Genomic DNA, 23990 nt, shown 5'->3' on the forward strand with positions numbered 1-23990 from the left:
GCTCTCCGATTCACCCCGTGATGGCGCACCCTAGCAGGCCGGGCTCTACGCGAAGCCCCGCGCGATCTCGTCTCGGCCTCTGCAGGTAACGATCCCTTGCGCAAGAAGAGGCTCTGGAATACGCCACCAAAGCAGATGCTCCCGTCTTTATCGCCGTCATCAACGACCGCTACAGCCAGGGTACCATAATTGGATGGTCGCCCGGCAGCGGCTTAGGGCGTCAGTGTTTCCGGAGGAGCCAATTGCACCCAAAGCGGCCACCCAGCGGCTCACCTTTAGCGTCTGCTATTTTCCCGACATGATTGCGCCGGATTCTAAGCGCTACGATCAAGCATTGCGGTCAACAGGGTGTGGGGGCTTCCGATGCAACGCAGGCTGTCGGCGATCCTCTCAGCTGACATCGTCGGCTACACCCGTTTGATGGAAATCGATGACATCAGCACGCTGAGCCGCCTCAAGTCGTTGCGGCATGACTTGGTCGACCCCTGTATTGCCGCTCACAACGGACGGATCGTCAAGCTGATGGGTGATGGGGTGCTGGTGGAGTTCGCCAGTGTCGCCGATGCCGTAAGGTGCGCGACCGAGGTTCAACGCGGGATGGCTAGAGCCGAACCTCAGGAGGCCCAGGACCGCCTCGTATATCGCATCGGGGTCAATCTCGGCTACATCATCGTCGATGGCGACGACATCCATGGTGACGGGGTCAACGTCGCGGCGCGCCTGCAATCCCTTGCCGATCCCGGCGGGGTCGCGATCGCCGGCATTGTGCGCGATCACATCGGCAACGGGTTGGGGATCGATTTCGAGGATTTCGGCCAACATTCCGTGAAGAATCATGAGAGGCCCGTACAAGTCCATATGGCGCGCTTCGCACACCCATGGTCGCCGCCGAAGCGGCCCGCTGCGGCCACCGCCGCCGAGCGCGACGGCGCGTCTATCGCGGTGCTGCCGTTCACCAACATGAGCGGCGATCCGGAACAGGAATACTTCAGTGACGGCATCACGGAGGACATAATCACCGATCTTGCGAAAGTGTCCGCGCTCAGCGTCATCGCCCGCAATTCAAGCTTTGTCTACAAAGGTCGCTCCGTGGACATCAAGCAGGTGGGACGCGAACTCGGCGCGCGCTATGTGCTGGAAGGCAGCGTGCGCAAGGCCGGAACCAAAGTGCGCATTGCGGCTCAGCTCATCAATGGAACGGATGGCCGGCACGTGTGGGCGGAGCGGTACGACCGCGACCTTGAAGATATCTTCGCGCTGCAGGACGAAATCTCCAAGCACATTGTCGACGCGCTAAAGGTGCGGCTCCTCGCAAAGGAGCTTGAGACCATCACCAAGCGGGGAACCGACAATCTGGAGGCCTATCAAATTTATCTGATGGGGCGATCGTTCTTTAACCGTGGACACGAATCGAGGAGCATAAAGGCAGCCCGGGGTCTATTCGCGAAGGCCATCGACGTCGATCCGCTCTATGCGCGGGCATATGCCGGACTGGCCGACTGCGACTCCTACCTTCTGCTCGCCAACGATCCGACCGCCACATATGACAATATCGTAGGCAACGCCGACCGGGCTCTGGAGCTCGATCCAGGTCTCGCCGACGCCCATGCATCGCGAGGCATCGCAATGTTTAGCAAGGGCCTACGCGCTGAGGCGGAGGCCGAGTTTGAGCTCGCCCTCGAACGAGATCCGACCTCTTTCGAGGCGAACTTCTTCCATGGGCGCAATTTTCACGCGCAGGGCCAGTTCGAAAGGGCGCGCGGCTTCTATGAGCGCACCATCACCTTGAAGCCAGATGATTATCGGGCCTGGGACCAGTTGCGAGCGGTCCATGTATCCCTTGGACACCATCAAGAGGCGGTACAGTCGGCGCGAGAATGCCTCCGACTGATAGAAGGAGAGATCGCCGCACATCCCGACGAGCCGATCCTTATGTGCTACGGCGGCTGTTTGCTGGCGGATTTGGGCGAGATGGAGCGTGGAGCGTCGTGGGCGTCCCGTGCCGCCGCAATCGCTGGGGACGATCTCAGAGTCCTCTATAATCTCGCTTGTTGCTATGCGAAACTCGGCAAACCTGCAGAGGCCATCGCCTGCCTCGAGCGGCAGGCGTCCGGGTCGCCTACCTATGTCGCATCGGTCGTGGCCTGGATGAAAAAGGACAGCGACCTAGATCCTCTCCGGAACCATCCGCGCTACCTGGCTCTCGCCGACCGGATGGAAGTTCAGCTAGCAGAGCTTCCTGGCCCTATTCCTTAATCGGGATTCCGGCTTCGATCGCAGCGTCGATGAACGCCTGCCGCGCCTCTTCCCGGTTTCGTTTTCCCGCCATGACATCGGCGCAAACCGCACAGGCCTTATCCAAGGCCGGCCCCTCTTCGGTCGGCCAATCTTCGACCAGCGCCCATGTCGCGGCCTGGGTCGTCTGGATCACCACCCACTGATCCGGCCCTTCAAGGGCGAGCGTTACCGGCTTCTTCCAAATGGTTTGCATGATCTCAGGATCTCCACTGCGTGTTCTCTGCCGCTGCAGCCTGCACACATAGGGCGATTCATCCGGCGTGGCGAGTACGGTATGAACGAGATGCTTTTCTCGAGCAGCGAACTGCTGGGATGTGCTTTTCGAAAAGGGTTTCGTCCCGCCGTTTTGCGCGCTTATGCGCCGCCTCTTAGAAATCCTGAACGAATTCACACGCCAGCAAGGTTTTGCCTGGCAGGGCGTTGCCTTGGCGAGCAACGATAGAGACCTTTCCGGGGCCGGCCATTCCGGGTTCCGGCTGCAGATCTGCAGGAAGTTCAAGCGAATAGCCCTTCGTGGATGTGCCGAGCAGGTCCGAGGTCTCCGGCTTCAAACCGTATTTCGCGGCCAGATCGTCGGCGCGTTCGCCCTCGATCAAGACGCCAACAGCGTTGTTAGCAAACAAGATCTCGGTCGACTTAAAGCCGTCGCGGCCTATCTGGTTCGGGAGTTTGTAGATCGCCGCGCCCAAGGATGATGTGTCCGGCTTGGCCAGAGCTTCCACGACATCATAGATCTTCATTGCCGATGTCATCGTATAGGGCGGCTTGCAAAGGGCTGCGTCAAAGAACTTGTCATTGGCCGAATCGCCCAGAACCTGCCCGGCCTGAAATGCCGCAAAAGCGACGCAAGCAGAGAAGGCGGCGTAACGAATGAATTTGGCGTTGTGCATGAAACATTCCCGAGAAAGTGGCTCTAGCGGATTCGTGTGTACGAGTTCGAATGACTAGGGGATTCGAGGTAATTATGCTACCCAAAGTTTAATCTCTCAGATCCACTCTTCTCTTCCGTCTGGCCGTGCTGATGGGTAGGATGAGTGGTATCGGACGCGGAGACGGAGATATCGCACCAATCCGAAGGCAGGAAAGTCATGATCGCAGCCTATATCGACGAAATCATCATGTTTTGCGCCGGCCTGTGGATGACGTCCGTCGGCCTTGGTTATCTGCCATATCCAGGCAAGCCGGCCAGCCGGCCGCCGTTGGTTCGCCATTTCAAGTGGATGGGTCCGTTGCTGCTCGCGATCGCCATCGTTCTGGCCGCCGCTTCCTAGAGCCGCGTGCTCATGCTGGAGTGAAGCAATGACCAATATGTTGGCCTGCCCGTCCTGCGGATTGGACAAAACAGAATCGATCGTCCACCGCGGTTCCTACATTCTTCGATGCGCCGCCTGCGGCGAAACGATTGTTACGACATCGTTCATGGCAATGCTCGACTCGGGTCATGAGTGCTCAGCCTTTATCGATCCGGGTCCCGGAAAACACCCTCCGCCAGAGACGCTCGTCGCGCGTGGGCCGTTCCGGCAGATCGCAACGGCAATCAGTGCCGCGGCGAGTGACGGAACTCTGATACGTCTGATCTCTGAAGCGAAAGATTGAAGTCCGCCTTTACACAGCTGGCGCCCTCATGGGCGTAACCGGACGAGAATCTTGGCCCCGGGAACCCTCAACTGTTCGGCCAGCGCTTCCAAATCTTTCCTATCCGTTCCCGCCAGAACGATACGACCATCCATGATCGGCTCCCTCATCCAGGGTTCCATGACGACTTTGTCGTTGATCAGCATCTGCGTTTGTCGTCCCAATACCGCCTGCGTGAAATCGCGGAATGTGGCGGCGCTTTCTGGGGTGAGCACGATATTCAGGCCATGGTCGTAGGACACGGGAGACAGGGTTACCTCCGCACTCTTCACCTCAAGCGAGACAGGCGCGATCGCCTTGGCCCCGTCATTGTCTGCAGCAATGGCCGCCTCTTGCGGTGCCGTCGGTGGGGCAGGCGGTGTCGAAAGCTCATCCAGGATGCCCGGCCCGGCCTTGGCCGATGGCAGCGGCTCGATATGCAAATCGGGCGCCTGCAGGTCTTTTGCTGTCAGCACGGCGGGGAGCAGCAGGCTGGCCGGCATATCCTCGCGTTGGATGTGGGTATATGTGCGCAACCTCGTCCCTCCTGCCTCAACGGTTACGATCTCCGACGCTTCGAGTGTCGAACCATCGTCCAGGGACACCACGAGCTCGACGCTTCGGCTCTTGCTGGCGCGTTTGAGGAAAGCCAGCTGATCGGCCGTGAGGTTCTTTGCCCGCTCGGCAAAGCCCGCCATCAAATTTGCGATTGCCGGCTGCTGCGATTGGCTGAATGCCGAAGCGTCGGCTTCCTCCGACAGGGAAAGGGTTGCCGTGTGTGCGGTCGCGTCGGTGGATTTCAGCGTCCAGGTCGATGTCACCGGAACACTGACGCCGCCATAATCTTCGTCCCGCGAGGTCGCCGAGGCCGGTCCGATGTCCATGGTCTCATCCTTGTAGGATTGTCCCGTGGCGAGCAGTTGCGCCTCCGGCACCAAGGCGGCAACAATTTGAAGAGGGTTTGCCTCCAGCTTGGCGATGATGTCATAGACCCCGCTTTGTGGTGCCACGGGAACTCCACCCGGTCCATTGGCCGCCATCGCCCGCATGTGCGCCACGATCTGATCGACACCGGAGAGATCGCGCGGGTTGCCGTTCAGGTCGGTTTCGAGTTCGAGCGCAGCGGTGCCATAGGCCGTGAGGGAATTGCGATAGAGCAGGTTCATCTGATAGCTGTCGGCAAGGCCCGCAAGGCCTTCCGGCAAATCGGCGCTGAGGGACCAGCGGACCCGCATGCCGTCTTCATCCCGCGACAGGACGGTCATAGCCTGGCGAAACGCGCCGCGTGCCGTCACCGGCGGGGCGCCTGATTTGTCGAACCAGAACGACATATCGGTCTCCGTCGCTTTTTGAACGTGGTAGCTGCGCTCGACGCCTGTCGCTGGCGCATAGCCCGGGATCTCGATGCCGCCGGCGGACCATGCCGGATGGGAGAGTATGAGGCAAACGCAAAACCAGACAAATCTCTTCCAGCACAGTGATGTCATGCGGGCAGGGCCTCTGAACATTGAAGGTTGTAGGGCGCCTTCCGGCTGCTGGCCGCGAGCTTATTGGCTGATGAAGAGAATGGGTAGTGCTGACGCTACGATAATCGTTTTGCGCGAAACTGCTTCAGGTTTTCAAGATCGAGATCGGGAGATCAAGGTTAAGCACTTTTCATCGACCGCCCCAGTCTCTGCCCCAAGGCAGCGAAGCGAAAAACTATTGAGCGGTCGGGTGGTCTCTCTCATAGGCTTCCCTTTCTTCCTTCCCGACCAAAGATGCGTAATAGCCGCTGCAAACCAGATATGAGCACTCATCCGGGTTGCCCGTTTGCCATCCCGGCTGGCAGAGGACGACGCGCTGGAATTTGGCGTTGCAAAGCCCGTGGTTTGCCAAGAGCCGCGGATCATTTCCGAAATACGCGCTTATGGCGTCCTTGCGAGTCCACGCGGGAACGATTTTCCAATCAGCGGCGCCGCCCTCAGCGCTCACATTGCCGGTCGCACAGAAGGACCAATTCGAGATCACGACCGGCTGATCGCAGGAAAAAGCCTGAACGGCGCTTCCCAGCAGGATCGAAATCAATGCCAGCAGCCGCTTGCCGCAAACCACCACGCTCTTTTCCCTCATGCCGATCATTCGCATCGCACTCCTACCCCTCGATATTCAGGCGCTGATCGTAGCAGGCGCAACCGAGCAATGTAAGATCAAAACTAAGAATATTTTCCTAGCTCGTGGATCGTTCTTGCGCTAGGTTGCCCGTGATTGCAACCATGGAATGCCGGATGTCGAGCAAATTTTTCCCTATCGGCGAGTTGGTCGCCGGGACGAGCCAGGGCCGTCGGCCGCTTTATGAACAGAATTGCCGTTCTCGCAGCACAGGCAGATTGCCGAAGGATCGGCCGGCGACGGGGGCGAGGGGCTGATGGCGGAATTCAACCCTCGCGACAAAAGCCGAACCAGTCAGGGAAAGACGCGGGCGATGGTGCGCAAGCATACCGCTCCGCCGAGCGGCACGGACGACGGCAGCCTTCGCTGGCAATGGTTCACCATTCAGTTGCTGGAATCTGCGGCCTTCACGACATTGAGTGCGAACGCCTGCCGCGCCTTCTTCCGCATCGTCATCGAGCACACGTCGCACGCTGCCTTGGAAAACGGCAAGCTGATCGTGACCCACCCTCAGTTCGTGTCTTACGGCGTGACCGGCGAATATGTGGCCGATGCGATCGATGAGCTCGAATATAAGGGGCTGATAAAAGTTCGCCGCGGCCGGGCGGGCAGCGGCGTCGCGCACCCCAACCGGTTCACGCTGACTTCGGTGACCATGAAGGTGCGCCACCCACCGATGAGTGGAAGCGATGCACGGCGGAAAAGTGCCGGAAATGGTCCGAGACCGACCGCAAGATTGCCGCCGACAAACGCGGGCGCGTCGGCAGGAAGAAAAAATCCCCACTTCGGAATCCCGAAATCCCCCCGCTCCGGGATTCCGAAATCCGCCGCGCTTCATGAGATGTCGACATGAGGAAACATTGAATGATTTCAATGCCGCAACCAATTTCGGGATTCCGAAGTGCTATATAGATCTTGGTGGGGTGTCCCTAACGAAGGCACTTTGCCACGATCAGGAACTCCGTCTCCCGACCCCCGATCTTCCCGGCCGAAACCGTGCGAAGCACAAGACCGAAAGCTTCATAGAGCCAATAAAGCGGGGGAATTCTATCCTTGAGCGCATGCACCTGCGTCGACACATATTCGCCGACAAAGACGACATCCATCCCGAGGTCTTTCAATGTCCCGGCAATCTCCGAATGGGATGCCTCTGCGGCATGCTCGACGCGGAACGGGGCATAGCCCGGCTTTCCGGCGTTTTTCTGCCTGAGAACGTAGCGATAGAACAAGACGTGTGTCCACCAGGGCGTCAGGTCGGTGAAGATCCCTTTGGCTGAATTCAGGATCGGACCCTTGACGAACACCAGACCACCGGGAGACAGGGTATCATGGGCTCTCAACAAAGCAGAGCGCGGGCTTTCCAAATGCTCGAGAACGTCCCAGAAGACGCAGGCGTCGAAGTGACGATCTCCATAGTCGATGGTTTGAGCATCGCCGAGGATCCTCTCAGCGGCGTCCTGGTTCTTTTCGAGTTGCTCCTTGGAGATGTCGACAACGGTATATCGCGCACCTTTCAAGGGGATATGCGTGCGGGAGCCGCCCCCGACCTCAAGGATATTTGTATCAGTCTTGCTGGAAAATGCTGATTGTGCGTGCGAGAGCGCGTCGTTTACCCACGGCGAAGCCATAATCTTTCCCTCCCGAAAGATTAGCGTTTACGACTACAAGTAAGCATTAATATAATATTTTAGCAATATTTTAAGCATCTCTGGTCAGGTGGTGCGTCCGGTCGGGATTGGCGGGCAAGCCGTCAGCCTAGTTTCGCGCAACCTTCCTGATGTATCCGCAGGTCTGATGATCTTTAAGGCGCTTCAGCCGGAGGAATGCATGGCGGTGGGAATTTTTCGGGCTCTGGCTGCCCTGGCGATGATGACGGCCCTTGGCGGCTGCATCGATCATGCCAATGATCCCGTGCTCCTGGCGGTCGGCGTGCCGGTCAATCCGCCGGTCGTTGCGCACGGCCTTTGCATGACCGACGGCAACGCCATGTATGACGAGGCGAGGAAGCAGTATCAGCTGCGCGCCCAACTGACCGGATATGCTCAGGCCGATGAGCTTGAGGCCGAAACGATAGCGCGCGCTGCCGCCCATCGCCAATATGTCGCTTGCCTCTCCGGCCAGGGCTACCGGACATTATACGCGAATTGAGAACAGAGAATTCACGTTTCGTCACCAGCGCTGTTTGAGCCCTTTCCTGATCGCGACTTTTCACGTTTTTTGGCGATTTAGTCACGCCGGATCGCCTGCAATCACGAGTTTTGGAATTGCGTGTGAGCCATGGAACTCCGCTCGTCTGAAAGGCATTCTTCCGAGATAAATCCATAAGGAGGGTTTATCATGAAGATGTTCAGGCTTGCCCCATCCACCGCCGCGCTCGGCACCCTTCTCGCCCTCACGTCGATCATCCCTGCGCAGGCAGCACCCGTTCAAACGGCTCGACCGCCCGCTGTCTCGGATGTAAAAATGGTGCAATATAAACCACATGCCGGGTCCTGGCATGGCTATCAGGGCTTTCGCACCGAGCGCCCAGGCACCCGCCGCCATTCCGATGGCTACTGGTATCCGCTTGCCGCCTTCGGCGTCGAGGCCGGCACCACGGGCTCCATCGTCCGCGCGCCGGTGAACAGGCCCGCAGCTCCGGAAATGTGCAACCCTACGTTTTCCGGATCGATCGGCCCCGGCAGCATGCCTTGCGATAACGGCTATTGAGCCGGCAAATGAAGGAGGCGGCGATGAGCCGCCTTTTTCTTGATCGGGCCGCCGCTCACATGTCCGTGACCTCTGCTTTGGCACCGTAGTATGTGACAGATCGCCTTCCTAACTCCGGGGCGTGAATTCCCCGAATCCTCCCAAGGAGACGATTATGACCACGATTTTCAAGAACGGCCTGATGGCCGCTGCCTTCGGCGCAATCCTCGGCCTCTCGGCCTTCTCGGCCACGGCAGCTCCCCTCCAGTCGAGCGCGACAGAGCAGGGCGCAGCCGAGCGTCCGGTTGCGAGCCAAGAAACCACGGTTGAGCACGACAGGCGCACGACCGGTTCGATCGGCGAGCGCGCCTCGGAAACCAGGGGCTCGACACATTATATGATGAACCCGAAGAAGCCGCTCAACATGGATTGCAAGCTCGGCTTCAACCCGACGAGCAGCTCCAGCTGCAATTACTGACGAGACGCTCGGCCGTTCGCCATCGCGAGCGGCCCCGTCTGAGCTGAAGGGCGGCCTCCGAGCCGCCCTCAGTTTGTTAGCAGACCTCGCTTTTCCCTCGGCGCCATCCTCGGCCTTGCCAGCCGGGTACGGCATGTCCTTCCCCAATTGTCGTTCGTACGATGTTGCATCGAATGCAAAAATGCAATAAGTACAAAATCAGCACGCTGTTGACGGTGGGTGTTGCGAAAAGCCGCAGCGAGGAGCGATTGACGCCTCTGCCTTGGAATTGCCATGCTCGCCGCGATGGTCGCTTTTCATAATCAATCGAATTTCAGACAGGTGGGATAGTCATGACTGCAAAGGCCGCATGCTCCGATTTCCTGCATTTTTTCCGCTCCTGGGTCAGCAACCCGCTTCGGGTCGCGGCCATCGCGCCGTCGGGGGATTCGCTTGCCAGGATCATGACCAGTGAAATTGCCGCACTCGACGGTCCGATCATCGAGCTCGGCCCGGGAACCGGCGTATTCACCCGGGCGCTGCTGGCGCGCGGGGTCAGCGAAGCGGATCTGACCCTGATCGAGTACGGTCCGGAGTTCATCTCATCGCTGCAGGCGCGTTTTCCGACGGCGCGTGTGTTGCAGATGGATGCCGCCCATCTCGCCCATGCCGATATTTTCGAAGGCGAACCGGTCGGCGCGGTTGTCAGCGGCCTGCCGCTGCTCTCCATGTCGCCGCGCAAGATCGCCTCGATCCTGGCCGGCGCCTTCGCCTATATGCGCCCGGGCGGCGCCGTCTATCAGTTCACCTACGGTCCGCGCTGCCCGGTGCCGCGGCCGATCCTTGACCGTCTCGGCCTGAAGGCGGTGCGCATCGGCGGCACGGTCCGCAACCTGCCGCCGGCCTCCGTCTACCGGATTTCGCGCCGCAAGCCGCTGGAACTGTCGCGCGAGCGCTTCAGCTATCGCGCGGGCGCGGCTGACATCGACGATGTCGCCGCCTTTTCCAACGAAACCGGCGGCTGAACGATGATGCCGGGCCGGAATGGCTGAGAACAAGCGGACGGAAACGACGGAAGGCAGGCGGGAACGCAAGCGGCGGCAGACGCGCGAGCGCATCGAGCAGGCGGCGATGACCCTCTTCCTGCAGCGCGGCTTCGAGGCCACGACGATCGAGGACATCACCGAGGCGGCCGATGTCTCCAAACGCAGTTTCTTCGATTATTTCCCCTCCAAGGAAGAGGTTGTCTTCGCCTGGCAGGATGCCTTCGCCGATCGCCTGATGGCGGCAATCGCTGCAAGGCCGGCGGACGAATCCTCCGTCGCGGCGGTCGAGGCGGCGATCACCGCAACCGTCATCGCCTCCGTCGACGAGCCTGGTCTGGCGCGTGGGGACCTCATCCATCGCACGCCGGCGCTGAAGGCCCGCGACCAGCTGAAATATGCCAAGCTCGAACAGAAGCTCGCCGAGGCGCTACTTCTGCGCAAGGGAGGTGATCCGCTTGAACGGCCCCGCATGCGCGTTCTTGCGGCCATCGTCATCGGTGCGCTGCGCGTCGGGGCTGAGCTCTGGCAGCAGCGCCCGCCAAGTGCTTCGCCGCAGGATTTCGCCCGGGAGATTTTCACCGACCTCTGGAAGATGCTGGCGGAATTCGGCGACGAGGCAAAGACCAGGCGTTGACGCGGCCCGCCTGGGTCTCCGTGTGCACGTGCGACGGCGTCAGCTCGATGTCTATGTTTCCGCTCCATCCCTGTCATTAGGCCCTGTTATCGGAACCGGGCCGTCCTATATCTGCAAGCGTCGCAGCGGCCACATTCTGATGATCCCCGCGATAGGCGGATCATCACCATGCCGGGCATCGCTTTCGATCAGGGCAGACATTCGCGCTCGAAGGCATCTCCGAAAGCCTCGGCATCCGTGCCGCGGCTGTTCAACCGCCTCCGACCGTTCCACCGATTTCAATGATTGATTGATAAGAGAGGAAAGACCATGTCCAGTTACAACGCAGCCAAATCAGGTACCTTCAAGATCGGCGGCGATATCGAGATCAATCGTCTCGGTTTCGGCGCCATGCGCGTCACCGGCAAGGGCATCTGGGGCGAGCCTTCCGATCATGCCGAATCCATCCGCACGCTGAAGCGCCTGCCGGAACTCGGCGTCAACTTCATCGATACGGCCGACTCCTACGGCCCCGATGTCTCCGAATGGCTGATCAAGGAAGCGCTGCATCCCTATGGCGGCAAGTCGGTCATCGCCACCAAGGGCGGCCTGACCCGCCACGGCCCCGATATCTGGCTGCCCGTCGGCCGTCCGGAATATCTGATCCAGCAGGCGCATAAGAGCCTGCGCAATCTGGGCGTCGAGCAGATCGATCTCTGGCAGCTGCATCGGATCGATCAGAAGGTGCCGGCCAAGGAACAATTCGATGCGATCAAATCGCTGCTCGATAGCGGCCTCATCCGCCATGCGGGTCTGAGCGAAGTGTCGGTTGCCGACATCGAGGCCGCCTCGAAGCATTTCAAGGTCGCGACCGTCCAGAACCGCTACAATCTCGTCGACCGCACCAGCGAGGACGTGCTCGACTATTGCGCCAAGCACAATATCGGCTTCATCCCGTGGTATCCGCTGGCCGCCGGCGACCTCGCCAAGCCCGGCTCGCTGCTGGATACCATCGCCAAAAAGCACAATGCAGCACCAAGCCAGATCGCGCTCGCCTGGGTGCTGAGGCGCAGCCCGGTCATGCTGCCGATCCCCGGCACCTCCAAGGTCAAGCATCTCGAGGAAAACGTCGCGGCCGTCGACATCACCCTCTCAAACGAGGAATTCTCGGCCCTCGACGCAGAGGGAAGCAAGGTCTTCAAGGCTGCTTGACGGGCAAACCCAAGGCTTTCCGGTTTGCGCTAGTCGCTGCCCCTCACCCTAACCCTCTCCCCGTAAAAGATGGGGAGAGGGGACGTGCCCTGCGATGGGTGGGTGGGGAACGGAGAGGGTGCGGCATACCCCCTTCGCCCCGCGAGCGGGGCGAAGGTGCCGGCAGGCGGATGAGGGGCAACGCCGACGATCCAGGCCGAGGCCGCAATTTTCGGCATAAATTTGACCATCCGGTCAAACATGCTGCAAAATGAGGCGGCGGCCTGTTATTTTGAGGGCAAGCATTGCGTCCAGCGCATTGCTGCATTGCGGTATTTTCGCTATTCCGAATCAAAAGAATTGGCTATTACTATCTTCGTAAGCAGCGCACTCCTCCTCCCAGCGCTCTTACATCGGACTGACAACACTCCTCCTCCCAGTTGTCAGTCAGGATCAAGAGCCCGGCGCACCTCCTCCCGCGTCGGGCTTTTTTCTTTTCCCCCCAAGTCTTTCCCCACCAAGTCTTTCCCCACCAAGTCTCCTCGCCCTAAGTCGAAATCGACCAATTACCGATCCGGGCAACGCCGGTCCTGCGGTTTTCACGAGGGATTGCGCAAAACAAAGGCTTCCACGTCGGGCGGTTTGACTCGGCAAGCCTCGTCGGACTATTTGAACGGGCGCCGCCTGTCCGGTGCGTGAACCGATTGGAGTTTGGTCATGATCGGCAAAAGACGCGGCTTGCCCGCGGCTCTGACAGGTCTTCTGGTTGCAACGATGGTGCTTTCCGGCTGCGGCGGTAGGCCGGTCGGTGTCATGCAGGCGGCTGGCACCGCGGCCCCTGGCACCTCCAAGGTCGACCTGCTCGTCGCGACGACGCGCGCTGCCGACGACAATCCCGCCGTGCTTTTCTCCGGCGAACGCGGCACCGGGCTCGCCGTCAATGCCGTCGATGTCTCGATCCCGCCGGAAGCCAATCGCAAGGTCGGCCAGGTGCAATGGCCAAGCCGTCTGCCGGCCGATCCGTTGCGCAATTTCGTCACCGTTTCGGTCGATCCGCTGGAAGGCGAGCGAGCCGGCGAGACCTGGCTGAAGACCCATATGCCGAAGAGCCGCCGGGTGCTCGTCTTCGTGCACGGATTCAACAATCGTTATGAGGACGCCGTCTACCGCTTTGCGCAGATCGTCCACGATTCGCATGCCGACGTCGCCCCCGTCGTCTTCACCTGGCCGTCGCGCGGCAGCATCTTCGATTATAATTACGACAAGGAAAGCACCAACTATTCCCGCGACGCGCTGGAGGAACTGCTGACCCGCACCGCCGCCAATCCCGCTGTCAGCGACATCACCATCATGGCGCATTCGATGGGCACCTGGCTGACGGTCGAAGCGCTCAGGCAGATGGCGATCCGCAACGGCCACGTCGCTCCGAAGATCAACAATGTCATCCTCGCCTCGCCGGATCTCGATGTCGATGTTTTCGGCCGCCAGTTCGCAAGCCTCGGCAAGGAAAGGCCGCACTTCACCATCTTCGTCTCGCAGGACGATCGGGCTCTGGCGCTGTCGCGGCGCATCTCCGGCAATGTCGACCGGCTCGGCCAGATCGATCCTTCCGTCGAACCCTATCGCAGCAAGCTCGAGGCGGCCGGCATCACCGTGCTCGATCTCACCAAGCTCAAGGGCGGCGACCGGCTGAACCACGGCAAGTTCGCCGAAAGCCCCGAGGTGGTGAAGCTGATCGGCGACCGGCTGATTGCCGGCCAGACGATCACCGATTCCAATGTCGGGCTCGGCGAGGCCGTCGGTGCGGTGGCGATGGGCGCTGCCCAGACCGCCGGAAGTGCCGTCAGTGTCGCCGTCAGCACGCCGATCGCGATCTTCGATCCGCGCACCCGGCGCAACTACGACGCCCAGCTGAAGCGTCTCGGCCAGTCGATGAACAACACCGTCGGTTCGGTCGGCGACAGCGTCGGCGCCGGCCTGCCGGAAAGCCAGTAAAAATTCCACAGAGCAATTCCAGCAAAGTGCATAGCGGTTTTGCGTTTCGGAATTGCGAAAAACAAAGAGGTAGGGAATTTCCGTAATTCGGAGAAAACGGAAATTCTCTAGGCATCGCATCTTGATGTGATATATCAGATTCACGACGGCAATTCTGTCTGCCGTGCGATGGGTTGATGGCATGGCGGATGAGATGAAGAAGAGGGTAGCGGTCGTCGGCGCGGGCGTGATCGGCGCCTCGATCGCTTTCGAGCTGCAGCGGCGCGGCCTTGAAGTGACACTGATCGACAAGGGCGAGCCCGGCCGCGGCACCTCTTTCGGCAATATGGCAAGCATCGCGCTTGATTTTGCCGCCGGCTCCGGCCCTTCGACCTGGAAGAAGATCCCCGGCTGGCTGCTCGATCCGGAAGGCCCGGTCTGGCTGCGGCCTTCCTACGCCGCCAGGATGCTGCCCTGGTTCCTGCGCTTCCTCGCCGCCGGCCGGCCCTCGCGTCTCCGAGAGATCGAGGATGCCGGCATGAGCCTATCGAACCGCGCGCTCGGCGATTTCAGGCAGATGCTCGAAGCGATCGGCGCACCCGACTTGATGACCGAGGAAGGATGTCTGGCGATCTATGAGACGGAGGCGGAATTTGCCGCCGATCGCGGCCATCTCGCCATGATGCAGCGCTACGGCCTCGAATTCGAGGTCTTGAGCAACGGCGCCATCCAATATTACGAACCCACTTTGTCGCCGGCGATCGCCAAAGCCGTGCTGCTCCCCGACAACAAGTCGATCCGCGACCCCTACAAGCTGGTGGTGAAACTCACCGACGCCGCAAAGGCTGTGGGCACGACCTTCGTCTCCGACACTGTGCGGAATATCGAGCGCCGGGGCGATGGCACCGCCGTCGTTCTCCTCGAGGATGGCAGGCGGATCGAGGCGGATTCGGTCGTGCTTGCCGCCGGCGTCCACACCCGTTTCCTTGCCGAAAAGCTCGGCGAGCCGATCCCGCTCGAAACCGAGCGCGGCTATCACACGCAGATCATGAAGCCCGGCATATCCATGCGCTATTCGGTGATCTGGCCGCATCGCGCTTTCATGGTGACGCCGACGGCGGGCGGCATCCGGGTCGGCGGCAATGTCGAACTCGCTGGCCTCGATGCCGCACCGGATTTCCGCCGTCCGCGGGTGCTGGTGCGCCACGCCCAGCGCGCGCTGCCCGGCCTGAAGGTCGAGGAGACGACGGAATGGATGGGGCATCGTCCGGCGCTGCCCGATACGATCCCGATCATCTCGCCGTCGCGGAAAATGCCCGGCGTTTTTTATGCGACCGGCCATGGCCATCTCGGACTGACCTTTTCGGCAACGACAGCGCTGGTGATCGCCGATATGGTGACGGGGCTCAAACCATCCCTCGATATGACCCCGTTCCGCATAGACCGCTATTAGGAGGCCCCGATGTCCGATACCACGAAACCCGTAGCGCTAATCACCGGCGGCGGCCGCGGCATGGGCGAGGCAATCGCCCGCGAGCTCTCGGCGCAGGGCTATCAGCTGGCGCTGATGTCGCCGTCCGAAAGCTGCGAGAAGCTGGCGGCCGAACTTGGCGGCGTCGCCGCGCGCGGCGTGGCCGAAAAGGCCGAGGATCTGAAGGCGATCTTCGACCTGACGATGAAGACCTATGGCCGCATCGACGCCGTCGTCAACCTGAGCGGCCATCCGCCGAAGGGCGACCTGCTCGATATTTCGGACGAGAACTGGACGCTCGGTTCCGACATGATGATCCTGTCGCTGGTGCGCATGGCCCGCCTGGTGACGCCGGTCATGCTGAAACAGGGCAAGGGCGCCTTCGTCAACATCACCACTTTCGCCGCCTACGAGCCGACGCTGGTCTTCCCGGTTTCCTGCACCTATCGCGCCGCTGCCGGCGCCTTCACCAAGCTCTATTCCGATCGTTATGCGGCCGATAATATCCGCATGAACTGCATCCTGCCCGGCTATATCGATAGCCTGAACCACAAGCCCGGGACCGCCGAGACGGTGCCGATGAAGCGCATCGGCCATGTGGAGGAGATCGCCAAGACCGCGGCCTTCCTGCTGTCCGACGGCGCGGGTTATATCACCGGCCAGAATATCCGCGTCGATGGCGGCGTCACCCGTCACGTTTGATCTGGAGTTTTCGATATGAGATGGAAGCGCACGATCCAGCTGCTGGATGTCCATGCCGAAGGCGAGATCGGCCGCGTCGCGATCGGCGGCGTGCCGAAGATCCCCGGCGATACCATCGCCGCCCAGCTGCATTGGCTGAACACCGATCCGAAGGGTGATGAGCTTCGCCGCTTCCTTTGCCTGGAACCGCGCGGTGCGCCGATCGGCTCGGTCAACCTGCTGCTGCCGGCGCGCCACCCGGAGGCGGACGCCGCCTTCATCATCCTGCAGCCCGATCAGGCGCATGCGAGTTCCGGCTCGAACTCGATCTGCGTCACCACTGCCTTGCTCGAATCCGGCATCGTCGAGATGAAAGAGCCGGAGACGATCGTGACGCTCGAAACTGCCGCCGGCCTCGTCAAGGCGACGGCGACCTGCCGCGACGGGCGCTGCGAGAAGGTGAAGCTCACCATGGTGCCCTCCTTCGTGCATGAGCTCGATGTCGGGATCGACACGCCGCATTGGGGAAGGATCAAGGCCGATATCTGCTATGGCGGCATCTTCTATGCCCTGGTCGATGTCGGTCAGATCGGTCTGACGATCGAGAAGGCCAATGCCGCCGGCCTCGTCCAGGCCGGCATGATCCTCAAGGAGCTGATCAACCGCGACATCAAGGTCGTCCATCCCGAGATCCCGGCGATCTCGGGCGTCGCCTATGTGATGTTCCGCGATACCGAAGCCGACGGCACGGTGCGCACCTGCACCACCATGTGGCCAGGCCGGGCCGACCGCTCGCCCTGCGGCACCGGAAATTCCGCCAATCTCGCCACGCTCTATGCCCGCGGCAAGGCCAAGGTCGGCGACGTTTTCACCTCGAAATCGATCATCGGCTCCGAATTCGAAGTCGGCCTCCAGGCGGTAACCGAAGTGGCCGGCCGCCCCGCCGTCATCCCCACCATCACCGGCCGCGGCTTCACCTTCGGCCTGACCCAGGTAGCGCTCGACCCCTTTGACCCGCATCCGAACGGTTTTGCGCTGACAGATGTCTGGGGGCCATCGGCTGGGGAGATTTGACTGCGAGAAGCATGATTCGCGCCGATGGCTGCCCCTCACCCTAGCCCTCTCCCCGTAAAAACGGGGAGAGGGGACGTGCCATGCGAGAGGCCAATGGGGAACGGAAAGGGCGCGGCATATCCCCTTCGCCCCGCGAGCGGGGAGAAGGTGGCGGCAGCCGGATGAGGGGCAGCGGCACGCTCCAACGATCCCGCGAAGCTTCCGCGACCGACTGCCTAAAGGTTACGCATGATCGGCGTAAGTCTACCTGCGCTCAGCATCCCCGGTTCGAGTGTCCCAACCCAGCATGGCCAGCTCGGCCACGGCCTCCAGTTCGCCACGGGTCGCTCCGTCGCGGGCCAGGATCGACATGCCGTTCTGAACGGTCTGGACGAAACGAGAGAGTGCGTGGACGTCGGTCGAGACTGGAATTTCGCCTGCTGATATCGCCTGGTTCAGGCGCGCCTTCAGGCGCTCGAGCGTGACGGCGCGGGCGGCTCGCACGAGTTCGCCGAGTTCCACATGGCCCTCGCTGCCGACCGAAGAGAGCGCCACCATGCAGCCGCGGGGAATATCGACGACACAGCCGGTCAGGGCAGCGGCCGAGTCCATCAGAAATGACCTCACCGCGTCACGGGCCGTGTCTGCGGAAAAGAACCCTGCCCAGACGAGCGCCTCGTTGTTGTCGCGATAGTGGCGCAACGCCTCGGCATAGAGCGCCTCCTTCGAACCGAATGCCGCGTAAAGGCTCGGCGATCCGATCCCCATCGCCTCGGTGAGGTCGGCGATCGAGGTCGCCTCGAAGCCCTTGATCCAGAACAGCCGGGTCGCTTGCGCCAAGGCTGCCTCCCGGTCGAAGGCCCGCGGCCGCCCGCGACTGCGGGCAGGGGTTTCGTTGACGTTCGACATCTCATCCGATTTTTGCATCGATCATTATATAAACCCATTGACACCCCATCGCAACGTGCCTAGCTATTTATGTGTCGATCACTACAGAAAGAGAAGATCATGACAGAACTGGCTGGAAAGCGTGCCCTCGTCACAGGTGGCTCGCGTGGCATTGGCGCCGCCATCGCATTGGCGCTTGCCGACAAGGGCGCAGATGTCGCCATCACCTATGAGCGTTCGGCCGCTCGCGCCGCCGAAGTCGTCCGGGCGATCGAGGGCAAGGGCCGCAAAGCGCTTGCCATCCAGGCCGACAGCGCCGATCCGGCGGCGGTGAAGCGCTCGGTCGACGAGGCGGCCCAGGCACTTGGCGGTCTCGACATTCTCGTCAACAATGCTGCAATCGCGCTTTACGGTGCGATCGCCGACGTCAGCGTCGAGCAGATCGATGCGCTGCTTGATGTCAATGTGCGGTCGCCTCTGCTCGCTTCGCAGGCGGCCATTCCCTATCTGCAGGCGGGAAGCCGCGTCATCACGATCGGCTCGGTCGGCGCCGAACGCATCGTCGGCGACACCGGTACGGTCTATTACATGACAAAATCCGCGCTCCACTCGTTTACCCGCGGCCTCGCACGCGAACTCGGATCTCGCGATATCACCGTAAATCTGGTCCAGCCGGGTTCGACCGACACCGAAATGAATCCCGCCAATGGCGACTTCGCCGATTTCCAGCGTGCCCTGATCCCACTTGGACGTTACGGCGAGCCAGAAGATGTGGCCGCCGCTGTGGCTTTCCTCGCAAGCCCTGCAGCAAAGCACATCACAGGCACTATCCTCACAGTGGATGGCGGCTTGAACACCTGAATCGGGATCTGTTGCCTACGAACGGCAGAAGACAGGGGATCGACGGAGGTCGGTCCCTTCGAATGCGAGCCGATCGCCTATTAGTGTCTTGCCTGCGTCTCATGCCGGATACCGGCATGAGACGCATTGTTGAGCCGCAGGCTGTGTCAGACTGGCAGCTTCATCTGCTTGCGCAGGCTCTTGTCGAATGCACTGGCGGGAACGAAGCGGCGCAGGAAGTGCAATTGACGGGCGGCTTTGCTGGCGGGATAGCGCAGTTTCGGCGATTTCGCGGTGGCTGCCTTGACGACCGCTTCGCCAACCACTTCGGGCGCATCGCCTGCCTTGATCGCGCTGTTCCAGACAGCTTCTGTCGTCTTGCGGCCGCCGTCGTAGACACCAGTCATGCGGTCGGGCTGCGTCGAGTTATGGTCGAGAGCTGTGCGGGTAAATGCAGGTTCGACGAGCAGGACGCGGATCCCCAACGTGCGGACTTCGTGATCGAGCGATTCGGAATAACCTTCGACAGCATGTTTCGTCGCAGTGTAGAGCGCGCTGAACGGGCTCGGAATGAAGCCGACGACCGAACTGATGTTGATGATGCGGCCGTTGCGCTGGTTGCGCATGATCGGCAACACCTCGTTCGTAACACGAATGATCCCGAAGACATTCAGGTCGAAAAGTGCCTGAGCCTGTTCGATCGAGGACTCTTCCGCTCCGCCGATCAGTGCGCCACCGGCATTGTTGACGAGAACGTCGATGCGGCCAGCCTGTTTGATGACCTCGGCGATCATGCCCGCGACCGATTGACTGTCCGTCACGTCGCAGGTCAACATCGTGATGCCATTGGCAGACCCGGCTGTCGCCTTGCGGCTGGTTCCAAAGACGCGGTAGCCCGCGGTTACCAGAGCCTTTGCCGTGGCGCGGCCGATACCGGCCGCTGCACCTGTGACGACGGCGACGCCGCGGTTGTTGTTGCTCATTTCAATTTTCCTTCGGATCGTGCCGCCAACGGCAATGGGGTTGTGGGATATTACGGTCGTCGTTTTGGGTCGGGTGGCCTCGTGGGACCGCCCGGTCGGAACCTGATGTTGAAAGGGATTGCTGGTGTGACTTAGTTCAGCACGCCAGTGCCGGGGCCGAGTTCAAGCACACGGCCGGTCCCCCGCGAAAATCTCTTGAGTGATCGCCGTGGCGAGATGCAAACTCGACGGAACCACCGATGCAGCGCGTAGGGGATTTGCGATCCAACCCACCCTCGAAAGAAGTCGATCTGTTCGGACGAGCGCAGACCTGCGAGGCCATTTGCTCTTCCTGGCCGATAAGGGCGACTGATATACTCATGGATGCAAATCCCTGAAGTTTCGGTTATGCGTGGACTGGACAGGCATGATCTATACACTGCATAAATCCCGTGTAAAGGGGAATTTATGCAGTGTATAGATTTCGGTGCAATTTTTGAGGAATTAACGTGAGCGTGACAATCCGGGAAAACTACCATCACGGCGAACTTCGCTCGGCTTTGATCGCGGCCTCGGATGAGATCATCCGGGAAAGCGGCGTCGAGGGATTTTCGTTGCGGGAGGCAGCCCGCCGGGCCGGCGTGTCACCCGGCGCGCCGAAACACCATTTTGGCAGCATCGTCGGCCTGCTCACCGAGGTGGCGATCGCGGCCTATGGGCAACTAGCTCGGTATTTGTCCGATGCTCTCGTTGCGAATCAAACTGCTGAGCAGAAGCTCCAGTCGCTCGGGACGGCCTATGTCAGATACGCCCTCGACAATCCCGGTCATTTCCGCCTGATCTGCCGCAAGGATCTGGTCAACCGCCATCACCCCGACTTCGAGCCTGCCGTCTATTCCGCCATGACTGGCTTCGTCCTTACCGCCGCAGAATATTATGGATCGACTTTTCCACCTGAAACGGACCAAGCCGTGCATCCCGGCATCGCCGCGGCTGTGTCGACGATCCATGGGATTGCCCACATGGCAATCGAAGACAAATTCTCCTTCGTGCTCAGAAGCGACGAGCCGGAAGCCGAGCTGCTGGGCACCTTGCTGCCGTCGATGTTGAACTTCCATTGGCCGGTGAGAGATCCGCAATGAGCCGGTCAACAGCTCGCTGAGAAAGTGCTCCCTCTCGGGCTGGCAACAGTGCCGATGCGACGTCAGCCACGCGCCTTCAGATGAAGCATTGGATGATGCTCATAATGGCCGGCGCCGTTCTTCACGATCGGATCTTCCGACGTGATCGCCTGAATGTCTTGATCATCGCCAATCTGGTAGAGCGATACGCCGTAGCCGCCGGCAGGATCCATCACCGGACCATGCGCGACGATCTTTCCTTCCTGGAGGCGCATATCGAGGAAAACCCCGTGCTGCTTCATCCATTCCTGCTCGTCGGCAGACATGGTCGCCAGAAAGTCTGGGCGGGGCGGAATGTATTTGCACAGGTAGTATTTCATATCTGACTCCTGAGTTGCCGGAACACTGAAGACGGTCCTACGCCCCCCACAGCTGAGCCTTGCCTCTTTCAGGCCGTCTTCTGCGATGGAACATCGACCCGCATTTGGTTACTATCAATTTAAGACTAAGTCACTATCAAAAAGATATCGATACGAAGAATCTTCACGGGCCGAACGACCGTCGTCGCAGGCGCTTTGCTCGATGGTGAGCGCGGCGAAGGGCAGCACCCGTCGCTTGAGGTTTAGGATGAATTTTCGGAGAGCGTGGAACGGTCGGTCGGCCAGGTGGACAGCGCTTGCTCGGCAACGGCCTCCAGCATCTCGCGGCTGAATCCGGCTTTGGCCAGCACCGCCATGCCATGCGTGAGAGCCATCACGAAGGCTGCAAGGGCATCGGCTTTTGCCGTCTCCGGCAAGTCGCCCTCGGCCTTGGCCCGTTCGAAGCGTTCACGAAGCTGCGCCTGGCCGGCCGCACGAAAATCGATCAACGCCTGCCGCACGGGTTCCGCTTCATCCGATCCCGCCACGGCGCCATTGATGCCGAGACATCCCGTATGGTCGGGATAACGCGTATTGAGATCGGCTGCATTGAAGAGGATATGGGCAGCAACCTGACGCGCTGTGGGGAGCTGAAGCGCCTCCAGAATGTAGTGCAGGAAATCGTTCGGAATAGCGATCGAGCGCTAAGTCGGTAAGCTCGTATCGGCTCTGATTCAGAGCCGACATACCGCGGCCCCCATCAACCGCGTTGCAAAATTCTGGCGCTGACCTGACCTGTGGCAAGCTCCGCGGCCGGCGCTGGCCTACCAAGCAGATATCCTTGGCCGATGTCGCAACCCAGATCCTGAAGCCGCTGAAGTTGGCTCTCCTCTTCGATACCCTCGGCGGTTATCGTCACGCCAAGTCCGACGCCGAGAGCGATGATGGCCTTGATCACCTTGTCCTGCTTGTCATTGGTTTCGAATGTAGAGACGAAACTCCTGTCGATCTTGATCTTGTCGAACCGGTAGTTGGAGAGTTGTGAGAGGCTGGAATAGCCTGTTCCAAAATCGTCGAGAGCAATCCTGACCCCAGCGTTCACCAGATCGTCGAGCACGATTCGTGCAGTGACGGCGTCCTGGATGATGGCGCTCTCCGTCACCTCAAGCTCGACCCTGTGCGCCGGCAGACCGACATCGCCCAATATCTTGAGAATTCTGAGCCCCAGCAACCGATCGCTCAGCTGGATCGGAGAAAGGTTGAATGACAGGACGAGCTCACTTGGCCAGGAAAGCGCATCGGTGCAGGCGTGGCGAAGCAGTTGGTCCGTCAATTCGACGATCAGCCCGGCTTCCTCCGCCACCGGAATGAATTCGTTTGGCGGGATGAATTCGCCGGAGGCGGTCTTCCAGCGTGCCAGCGCCTCAAAGCCGATAATCTTGTTCGTCTTCAGGTCCACGAGCGGTTGATAGTAGGGAACGATCTCAGCCTTCCTGATGGCGGCTCTTAGATCGGCTTCCACCCGAATCCGTTTTGCCAACTCATCCTGCATCGAAGGCATGAAGGGCTTCACCAGATTGCGCCCCTGCTTTTTGGCGACATACATCGCACAGTCCGAATGTCGGATGACCTGGCTTAGGTCATCGCCGTTCTCCGGATAAAGCGCGAAGCCGACACTGGCGCCGAGGTCGACGGCGACGCCATTGAATGTGAAGGGTTTGCCGATCACGCTCACGATGCGGTTCCCCAACGCGGCAAGATCGGGATTTCCAGTGCGCCGCGCCAGAACGATAAACTCGTCTCCGCCAAGACGAAAAACGTGCTCACGCGGAAAGAGGGAAGAGAGCCGCTGAGCGACAGTCTTCAGCACCGCATCACCGTGGTCGTGCCCCAGGAGGTCATTGACCTTCTTGAAGCCGTCGAGATCGATGCTGAACACGGCGTAGGTTTCTTCCCTGTGATCGCTCATCGCTTGCGCGCAGATGGAATCCAGAAATCTGCGGTTCGGCAGTTCGGTCAGCGTGTCGTGACAGGCAATCCAGTCCACGTTCTTTTCGGCCTGCAGCCTGCGATGAACCTCCCTCGAAAGATCGCGGATCCTCAGCGCGGAATAAATCAGCCCGAGAAACCCGGAGATATTAAGGGCAAGGAGCGCGTGGTCGAGCGGATAGTCATGATGCTTCTCGATGAACGCATCCAGCCCCTCATGCCAGTCGAAGGACCACGACAGGCAGAAGAGAAGCAGGAAGGCCGCGAGCCAGACAACGATCTCCACCTGGGGTCTGGTCGGTTGGATGCGAGGCATATGAACAGGCTCCTGTTGTGTGACGAGCCGTCATGGCCAGTTTGGAGAACCGCATCGTCCCCGACATGTTTTCAATCAACAGCCGACATGGCTGATGCTCGTATCACCGAATGCCGGGTCGGGCATTGCAGTCGTTGCAAGCTGCGCAGCACCGACAAGTCCGTAAGATTGTCTGACCTTCGAAGGTTAATGGCGGGTTGCATTGACGAAGGTGCGGGCGTTTCGCTGCGTGAATTGGATATCTTTCCCGTAAATCGGATCGGGCCTCGATTCCATGG

At 60.4% G+C, this 23990-nt stretch carries 24 protein-coding genes and 2 pseudogenes; 16 read left to right on the forward strand and 10 right to left on the reverse strand.

What is annotated here, in order from left to right:
* Positions 1-363: 363 nt before the first annotated feature.
* Positions 364-2256 carry an adenylate/guanylate cyclase domain-containing protein gene (locus tag HX898_RS09880; protein WP_180194557.1) on the forward strand — a complete coding sequence of 631 codons (1893 nt, stop codon included), beginning with the start codon at positions 364-366 and terminating at the stop codon, positions 2254-2256.
* On the opposite strand, the gene HX898_RS09885 is transcribed toward HX898_RS09880, so the two are convergent.
* Positions 2246-2491 carry a DUF982 domain-containing protein gene (locus HX898_RS09885; RefSeq protein WP_064245140.1) on the reverse strand — a complete coding sequence of 82 codons (246 nt, stop codon included), beginning with the start codon at positions 2489-2491 and terminating at the stop codon, positions 2246-2248. The genes HX898_RS09880 and HX898_RS09885 overlap by 11 nt on opposite strands.
* Before the next feature lie 175 nt (positions 2492-2666).
* Complete coding sequence (locus HX898_RS09890; RefSeq protein ID WP_180194558.1) at positions 2667-3188, reverse strand: hypothetical protein; 522 nt, start codon at positions 3186-3188, stop codon at positions 2667-2669.
* 198 nt (positions 3189-3386) lie between these two features.
* Here HX898_RS09890 and HX898_RS09895 point away from each other — a divergent pair, with 198 nt between their 5' ends.
* Together HX898_RS09895 and HX898_RS09900 are read left to right on the forward strand one after the other, a co-directional pair.
* The gene (locus HX898_RS09895) at positions 3387-3569 is read left to right on the forward strand and encodes a hypothetical protein (protein WP_138332347.1); all 183 of its coding nucleotides are present in this window, start codon (positions 3387-3389) and stop codon (positions 3567-3569) included.
* A gap of 28 nt (positions 3570-3597) precedes the next feature.
* Positions 3598-3894, forward strand: coding sequence for a hypothetical protein (locus HX898_RS09900; protein ID WP_180194559.1), 297 nt, complete (start codon positions 3598-3600; stop codon positions 3892-3894).
* Positions 3895-3920: 26 nt separating this feature from the next.
* Here HX898_RS09900 and HX898_RS09905 read toward each other — a convergent pair whose 3' ends face one another.
* Positions 3921-5399, reverse strand: coding sequence for a hypothetical protein (locus HX898_RS09905; RefSeq protein WP_180194560.1), 1479 nt, complete (start codon positions 5397-5399; stop codon positions 3921-3923).
* A gap of 214 nt (positions 5400-5613) precedes the next feature.
* Positions 5614-6039, reverse strand: a complete 426-nt coding sequence (locus HX898_RS09910) for a hypothetical protein (protein ID WP_171599799.1) — start codon at positions 6037-6039, stop codon at positions 5614-5616.
* A 280-nt stretch (positions 6040-6319) separates the two neighbouring features.
* Between HX898_RS09910 and HX898_RS09915 the strand changes: the two are divergent.
* Positions 6320-6903: pseudogene (locus HX898_RS09915) on the forward strand (hypothetical protein).
* An 89-nt stretch (positions 6904-6992) separates the two neighbouring features.
* Here the strand turns inward: HX898_RS09915 and HX898_RS09920 are convergent.
* On the reverse strand, positions 6993-7691 hold the full coding sequence (locus HX898_RS09920) for a class I SAM-dependent methyltransferase (protein WP_011650257.1): 699 nt from the start codon (positions 7689-7691) through the stop codon (positions 6993-6995).
* Between the two features lie 199 nt (positions 7692-7890).
* Here HX898_RS09920 and HX898_RS09925 point away from each other — a divergent pair, with 199 nt between their 5' ends.
* The 10 genes from HX898_RS09925 to HX898_RS09970 all read left to right on the forward strand — a co-directional run bounded on the left by HX898_RS09925 (position 7891) and on the right by HX898_RS09970 (position 17258).
* On the forward strand, positions 7891-8211 hold the full coding sequence (locus tag HX898_RS09925; RefSeq protein ID WP_029873856.1) for a hypothetical protein: 321 nt from the start codon (positions 7891-7893) through the stop codon (positions 8209-8211).
* Positions 8212-8400: 189 nt separating this feature from the next.
* Positions 8401-8772 (forward strand): cell surface protein, encoded by a 372-nt coding sequence (locus tag HX898_RS09930; RefSeq protein WP_180194561.1) that lies wholly within the window; start codon positions 8401-8403, stop codon positions 8770-8772.
* A 154-nt stretch (positions 8773-8926) separates the two neighbouring features.
* Positions 8927-9229 (forward strand): hypothetical protein, encoded by a 303-nt coding sequence (locus tag HX898_RS09935; protein ID WP_180194562.1) that lies wholly within the window; start codon positions 8927-8929, stop codon positions 9227-9229.
* Positions 9230-9561: 332 nt separating this feature from the next.
* Positions 9562-10233 (forward strand): methyltransferase domain-containing protein, encoded by a 672-nt coding sequence (locus tag HX898_RS09940; RefSeq protein WP_180194563.1) that lies wholly within the window; start codon positions 9562-9564, stop codon positions 10231-10233.
* Between the two features lie 19 nt (positions 10234-10252).
* Complete coding sequence (locus tag HX898_RS09945) at positions 10253-10888, forward strand: TetR family transcriptional regulator (RefSeq protein WP_180194564.1); 636 nt, start codon at positions 10253-10255, stop codon at positions 10886-10888.
* Between the two features lie 309 nt (positions 10889-11197).
* A complete protein-coding gene (locus HX898_RS09950; RefSeq protein WP_180194565.1) occupies positions 11198-12079 on the forward strand; it encodes an aldo/keto reductase in 882 nt (293 codons plus the stop codon).
* 696 nt (positions 12080-12775) lie between these two features.
* Positions 12776-14053, forward strand: coding sequence for an alpha/beta hydrolase (locus HX898_RS09955; RefSeq protein ID WP_180194566.1), 1278 nt, complete (start codon positions 12776-12778; stop codon positions 14051-14053).
* A 181-nt stretch (positions 14054-14234) separates the two neighbouring features.
* Positions 14235-15485 carry an FAD-dependent oxidoreductase gene (locus tag HX898_RS09960; protein WP_180194567.1) on the forward strand — a complete coding sequence of 417 codons (1251 nt, stop codon included), beginning with the start codon at positions 14235-14237 and terminating at the stop codon, positions 15483-15485.
* Positions 15486-15494: 9 nt separating this feature from the next.
* Positions 15495-16205, forward strand: a complete 711-nt coding sequence (locus HX898_RS09965; protein WP_180194568.1) for an SDR family oxidoreductase — start codon at positions 15495-15497, stop codon at positions 16203-16205.
* Positions 16206-16220: 15 nt separating this feature from the next.
* On the forward strand, positions 16221-17258 hold the full coding sequence (locus HX898_RS09970; RefSeq protein WP_180194569.1) for a 4-hydroxyproline epimerase: 1038 nt from the start codon (positions 16221-16223) through the stop codon (positions 17256-17258).
* A 243-nt stretch (positions 17259-17501) separates the two neighbouring features.
* Here the strand turns inward: HX898_RS09970 and HX898_RS09975 are convergent, their stop codons facing one another.
* A complete protein-coding gene (locus HX898_RS09975; protein ID WP_180194570.1) occupies positions 17502-18164 on the reverse strand; it encodes a TetR/AcrR family transcriptional regulator in 663 nt (220 codons plus the stop codon).
* Positions 18165-18245: 81 nt separating this feature from the next.
* Between HX898_RS09975 and HX898_RS09980 the strand changes: the two genes are divergently transcribed.
* A complete protein-coding gene (locus HX898_RS09980; RefSeq protein ID WP_180194571.1) occupies positions 18246-18986 on the forward strand; it encodes an SDR family oxidoreductase in 741 nt (246 codons plus the stop codon).
* 146 nt (positions 18987-19132) lie between these two features.
* Here HX898_RS09980 and HX898_RS09985 read toward each other — a convergent pair whose 3' ends face one another.
* Positions 19133-19948, reverse strand: a complete 816-nt coding sequence (locus HX898_RS09985; RefSeq protein WP_180194572.1) for an oxidoreductase — start codon at positions 19946-19948, stop codon at positions 19133-19135.
* Positions 19949-20436: 488 nt separating this feature from the next.
* On the opposite strand from HX898_RS09985, the gene HX898_RS09990 reads away from it, so the two are divergent.
* On the forward strand, positions 20437-21069 hold the full coding sequence (locus HX898_RS09990; RefSeq protein WP_180194573.1) for a TetR/AcrR family transcriptional regulator: 633 nt from the start codon (positions 20437-20439) through the stop codon (positions 21067-21069).
* A 62-nt stretch (positions 21070-21131) separates the two neighbouring features.
* Here HX898_RS09990 and HX898_RS09995 read toward each other — a convergent pair whose 3' ends face one another.
* From HX898_RS09995 to HX898_RS10005, 3 genes and pseudogenes are all read right to left on the reverse strand, one after another.
* Positions 21132-21428 (reverse strand): YciI family protein, encoded by a 297-nt coding sequence (locus tag HX898_RS09995; protein ID WP_138388285.1) that lies wholly within the window; start codon positions 21426-21428, stop codon positions 21132-21134.
* 242 nt (positions 21429-21670) lie between these two features.
* Positions 21671-22115, reverse strand: a pseudogene (locus tag HX898_RS33520) (TetR/AcrR family transcriptional regulator); the annotation flags it as partial.
* 52 nt (positions 22116-22167) lie between these two features.
* Entirely contained in the window at positions 22168-23712 is a 1545-nt protein-coding gene (locus HX898_RS10005; protein ID WP_180194574.1) for an EAL domain-containing protein, read from the reverse strand.
* Between the last annotated feature and the right edge of the window lie 278 nt (positions 23713-23990).

It is taken from the genome of Rhizobium sp. WYCCWR 11128, from assembly GCF_013416305.1.
Lineage (GTDB): Bacteria > Pseudomonadota > Alphaproteobacteria > Rhizobiales > Rhizobiaceae > Rhizobium > Rhizobium indicum.

Bases quoted from the DNA above. Each gene is read 5' to 3' on its own strand.
- HX898_RS09965 (WP_180194568.1), top strand. From the start codon at position 15,495: ATGTCCGATACCACGAAACCCGTAGCGCTAATCACCGGCGGCGGCCGC.
- HX898_RS10005 (WP_180194574.1), bottom strand. From the start codon at position 23,712: ATGCCTCGCATCCAACCGACCAGACCCCAGGTGGAGATCGTTGTCTGG.
- HX898_RS09910 (WP_171599799.1), bottom strand. From the start codon at position 6,039: ATGCGAATGATCGGCATGAGGGAAAAGAGCGTGGTGGTTTGCGGCAAG.
- HX898_RS09970 (WP_180194569.1), top strand. From the start codon at position 16,221: ATGAGATGGAAGCGCACGATCCAGCTGCTGGATGTCCATGCCGAAGGC.
- HX898_RS09925 (WP_029873856.1), top strand. From the start codon at position 7,891: ATGGCGGTGGGAATTTTTCGGGCTCTGGCTGCCCTGGCGATGATGACG.
- HX898_RS09880 (WP_180194557.1), top strand. From the start codon at position 364: ATGCAACGCAGGCTGTCGGCGATCCTCTCAGCTGACATCGTCGGCTAC.
- HX898_RS09895 (WP_138332347.1), top strand. From the start codon at position 3,387: ATGATCGCAGCCTATATCGACGAAATCATCATGTTTTGCGCCGGCCTG.
- HX898_RS09940 (WP_180194563.1), top strand. From the start codon at position 9,562: ATGACTGCAAAGGCCGCATGCTCCGATTTCCTGCATTTTTTCCGCTCC.
- HX898_RS09980 (WP_180194571.1), top strand. From the start codon at position 18,246: ATGACAGAACTGGCTGGAAAGCGTGCCCTCGTCACAGGTGGCTCGCGT.
- HX898_RS09960 (WP_180194567.1), top strand. From the start codon at position 14,235: ATGGCGGATGAGATGAAGAAGAGGGTAGCGGTCGTCGGCGCGGGCGTG.
- HX898_RS09955 (WP_180194566.1), top strand. From the start codon at position 12,776: ATGATCGGCAAAAGACGCGGCTTGCCCGCGGCTCTGACAGGTCTTCTG.
- HX898_RS09945 (WP_180194564.1), top strand. From the start codon at position 10,253: ATGGCTGAGAACAAGCGGACGGAAACGACGGAAGGCAGGCGGGAACGC.
- HX898_RS09935 (WP_180194562.1), top strand. From the start codon at position 8,927: ATGACCACGATTTTCAAGAACGGCCTGATGGCCGCTGCCTTCGGCGCA.
- HX898_RS09985 (WP_180194572.1), bottom strand. From the start codon at position 19,948: ATGAGCAACAACAACCGCGGCGTCGCCGTCGTCACAGGTGCAGCGGCC.
- HX898_RS09890 (WP_180194558.1), bottom strand. From the start codon at position 3,188: ATGCACAACGCCAAATTCATTCGTTACGCCGCCTTCTCTGCTTGCGTC.
- HX898_RS09905 (WP_180194560.1), bottom strand. From the start codon at position 5,399: ATGACATCACTGTGCTGGAAGAGATTTGTCTGGTTTTGCGTTTGCCTC.
- HX898_RS09995 (WP_138388285.1), bottom strand. From the start codon at position 21,428: ATGAAATACTACCTGTGCAAATACATTCCGCCCCGCCCAGACTTTCTG.
- HX898_RS09975 (WP_180194570.1), bottom strand. From the start codon at position 18,164: ATGCAAAAATCGGATGAGATGTCGAACGTCAACGAAACCCCTGCCCGC.
- HX898_RS09950 (WP_180194565.1), top strand. From the start codon at position 11,198: ATGTCCAGTTACAACGCAGCCAAATCAGGTACCTTCAAGATCGGCGGC.
- HX898_RS09930 (WP_180194561.1), top strand. From the start codon at position 8,401: ATGAAGATGTTCAGGCTTGCCCCATCCACCGCCGCGCTCGGCACCCTT.
- HX898_RS09920 (WP_011650257.1), bottom strand. From the start codon at position 7,691: ATGGCTTCGCCGTGGGTAAACGACGCGCTCTCGCACGCACAATCAGCA.
- HX898_RS09900 (WP_180194559.1), top strand. From the start codon at position 3,598: ATGACCAATATGTTGGCCTGCCCGTCCTGCGGATTGGACAAAACAGAA.
- HX898_RS09885 (WP_064245140.1), bottom strand. From the start codon at position 2,491: ATGCAAACCATTTGGAAGAAGCCGGTAACGCTCGCCCTTGAAGGGCCG.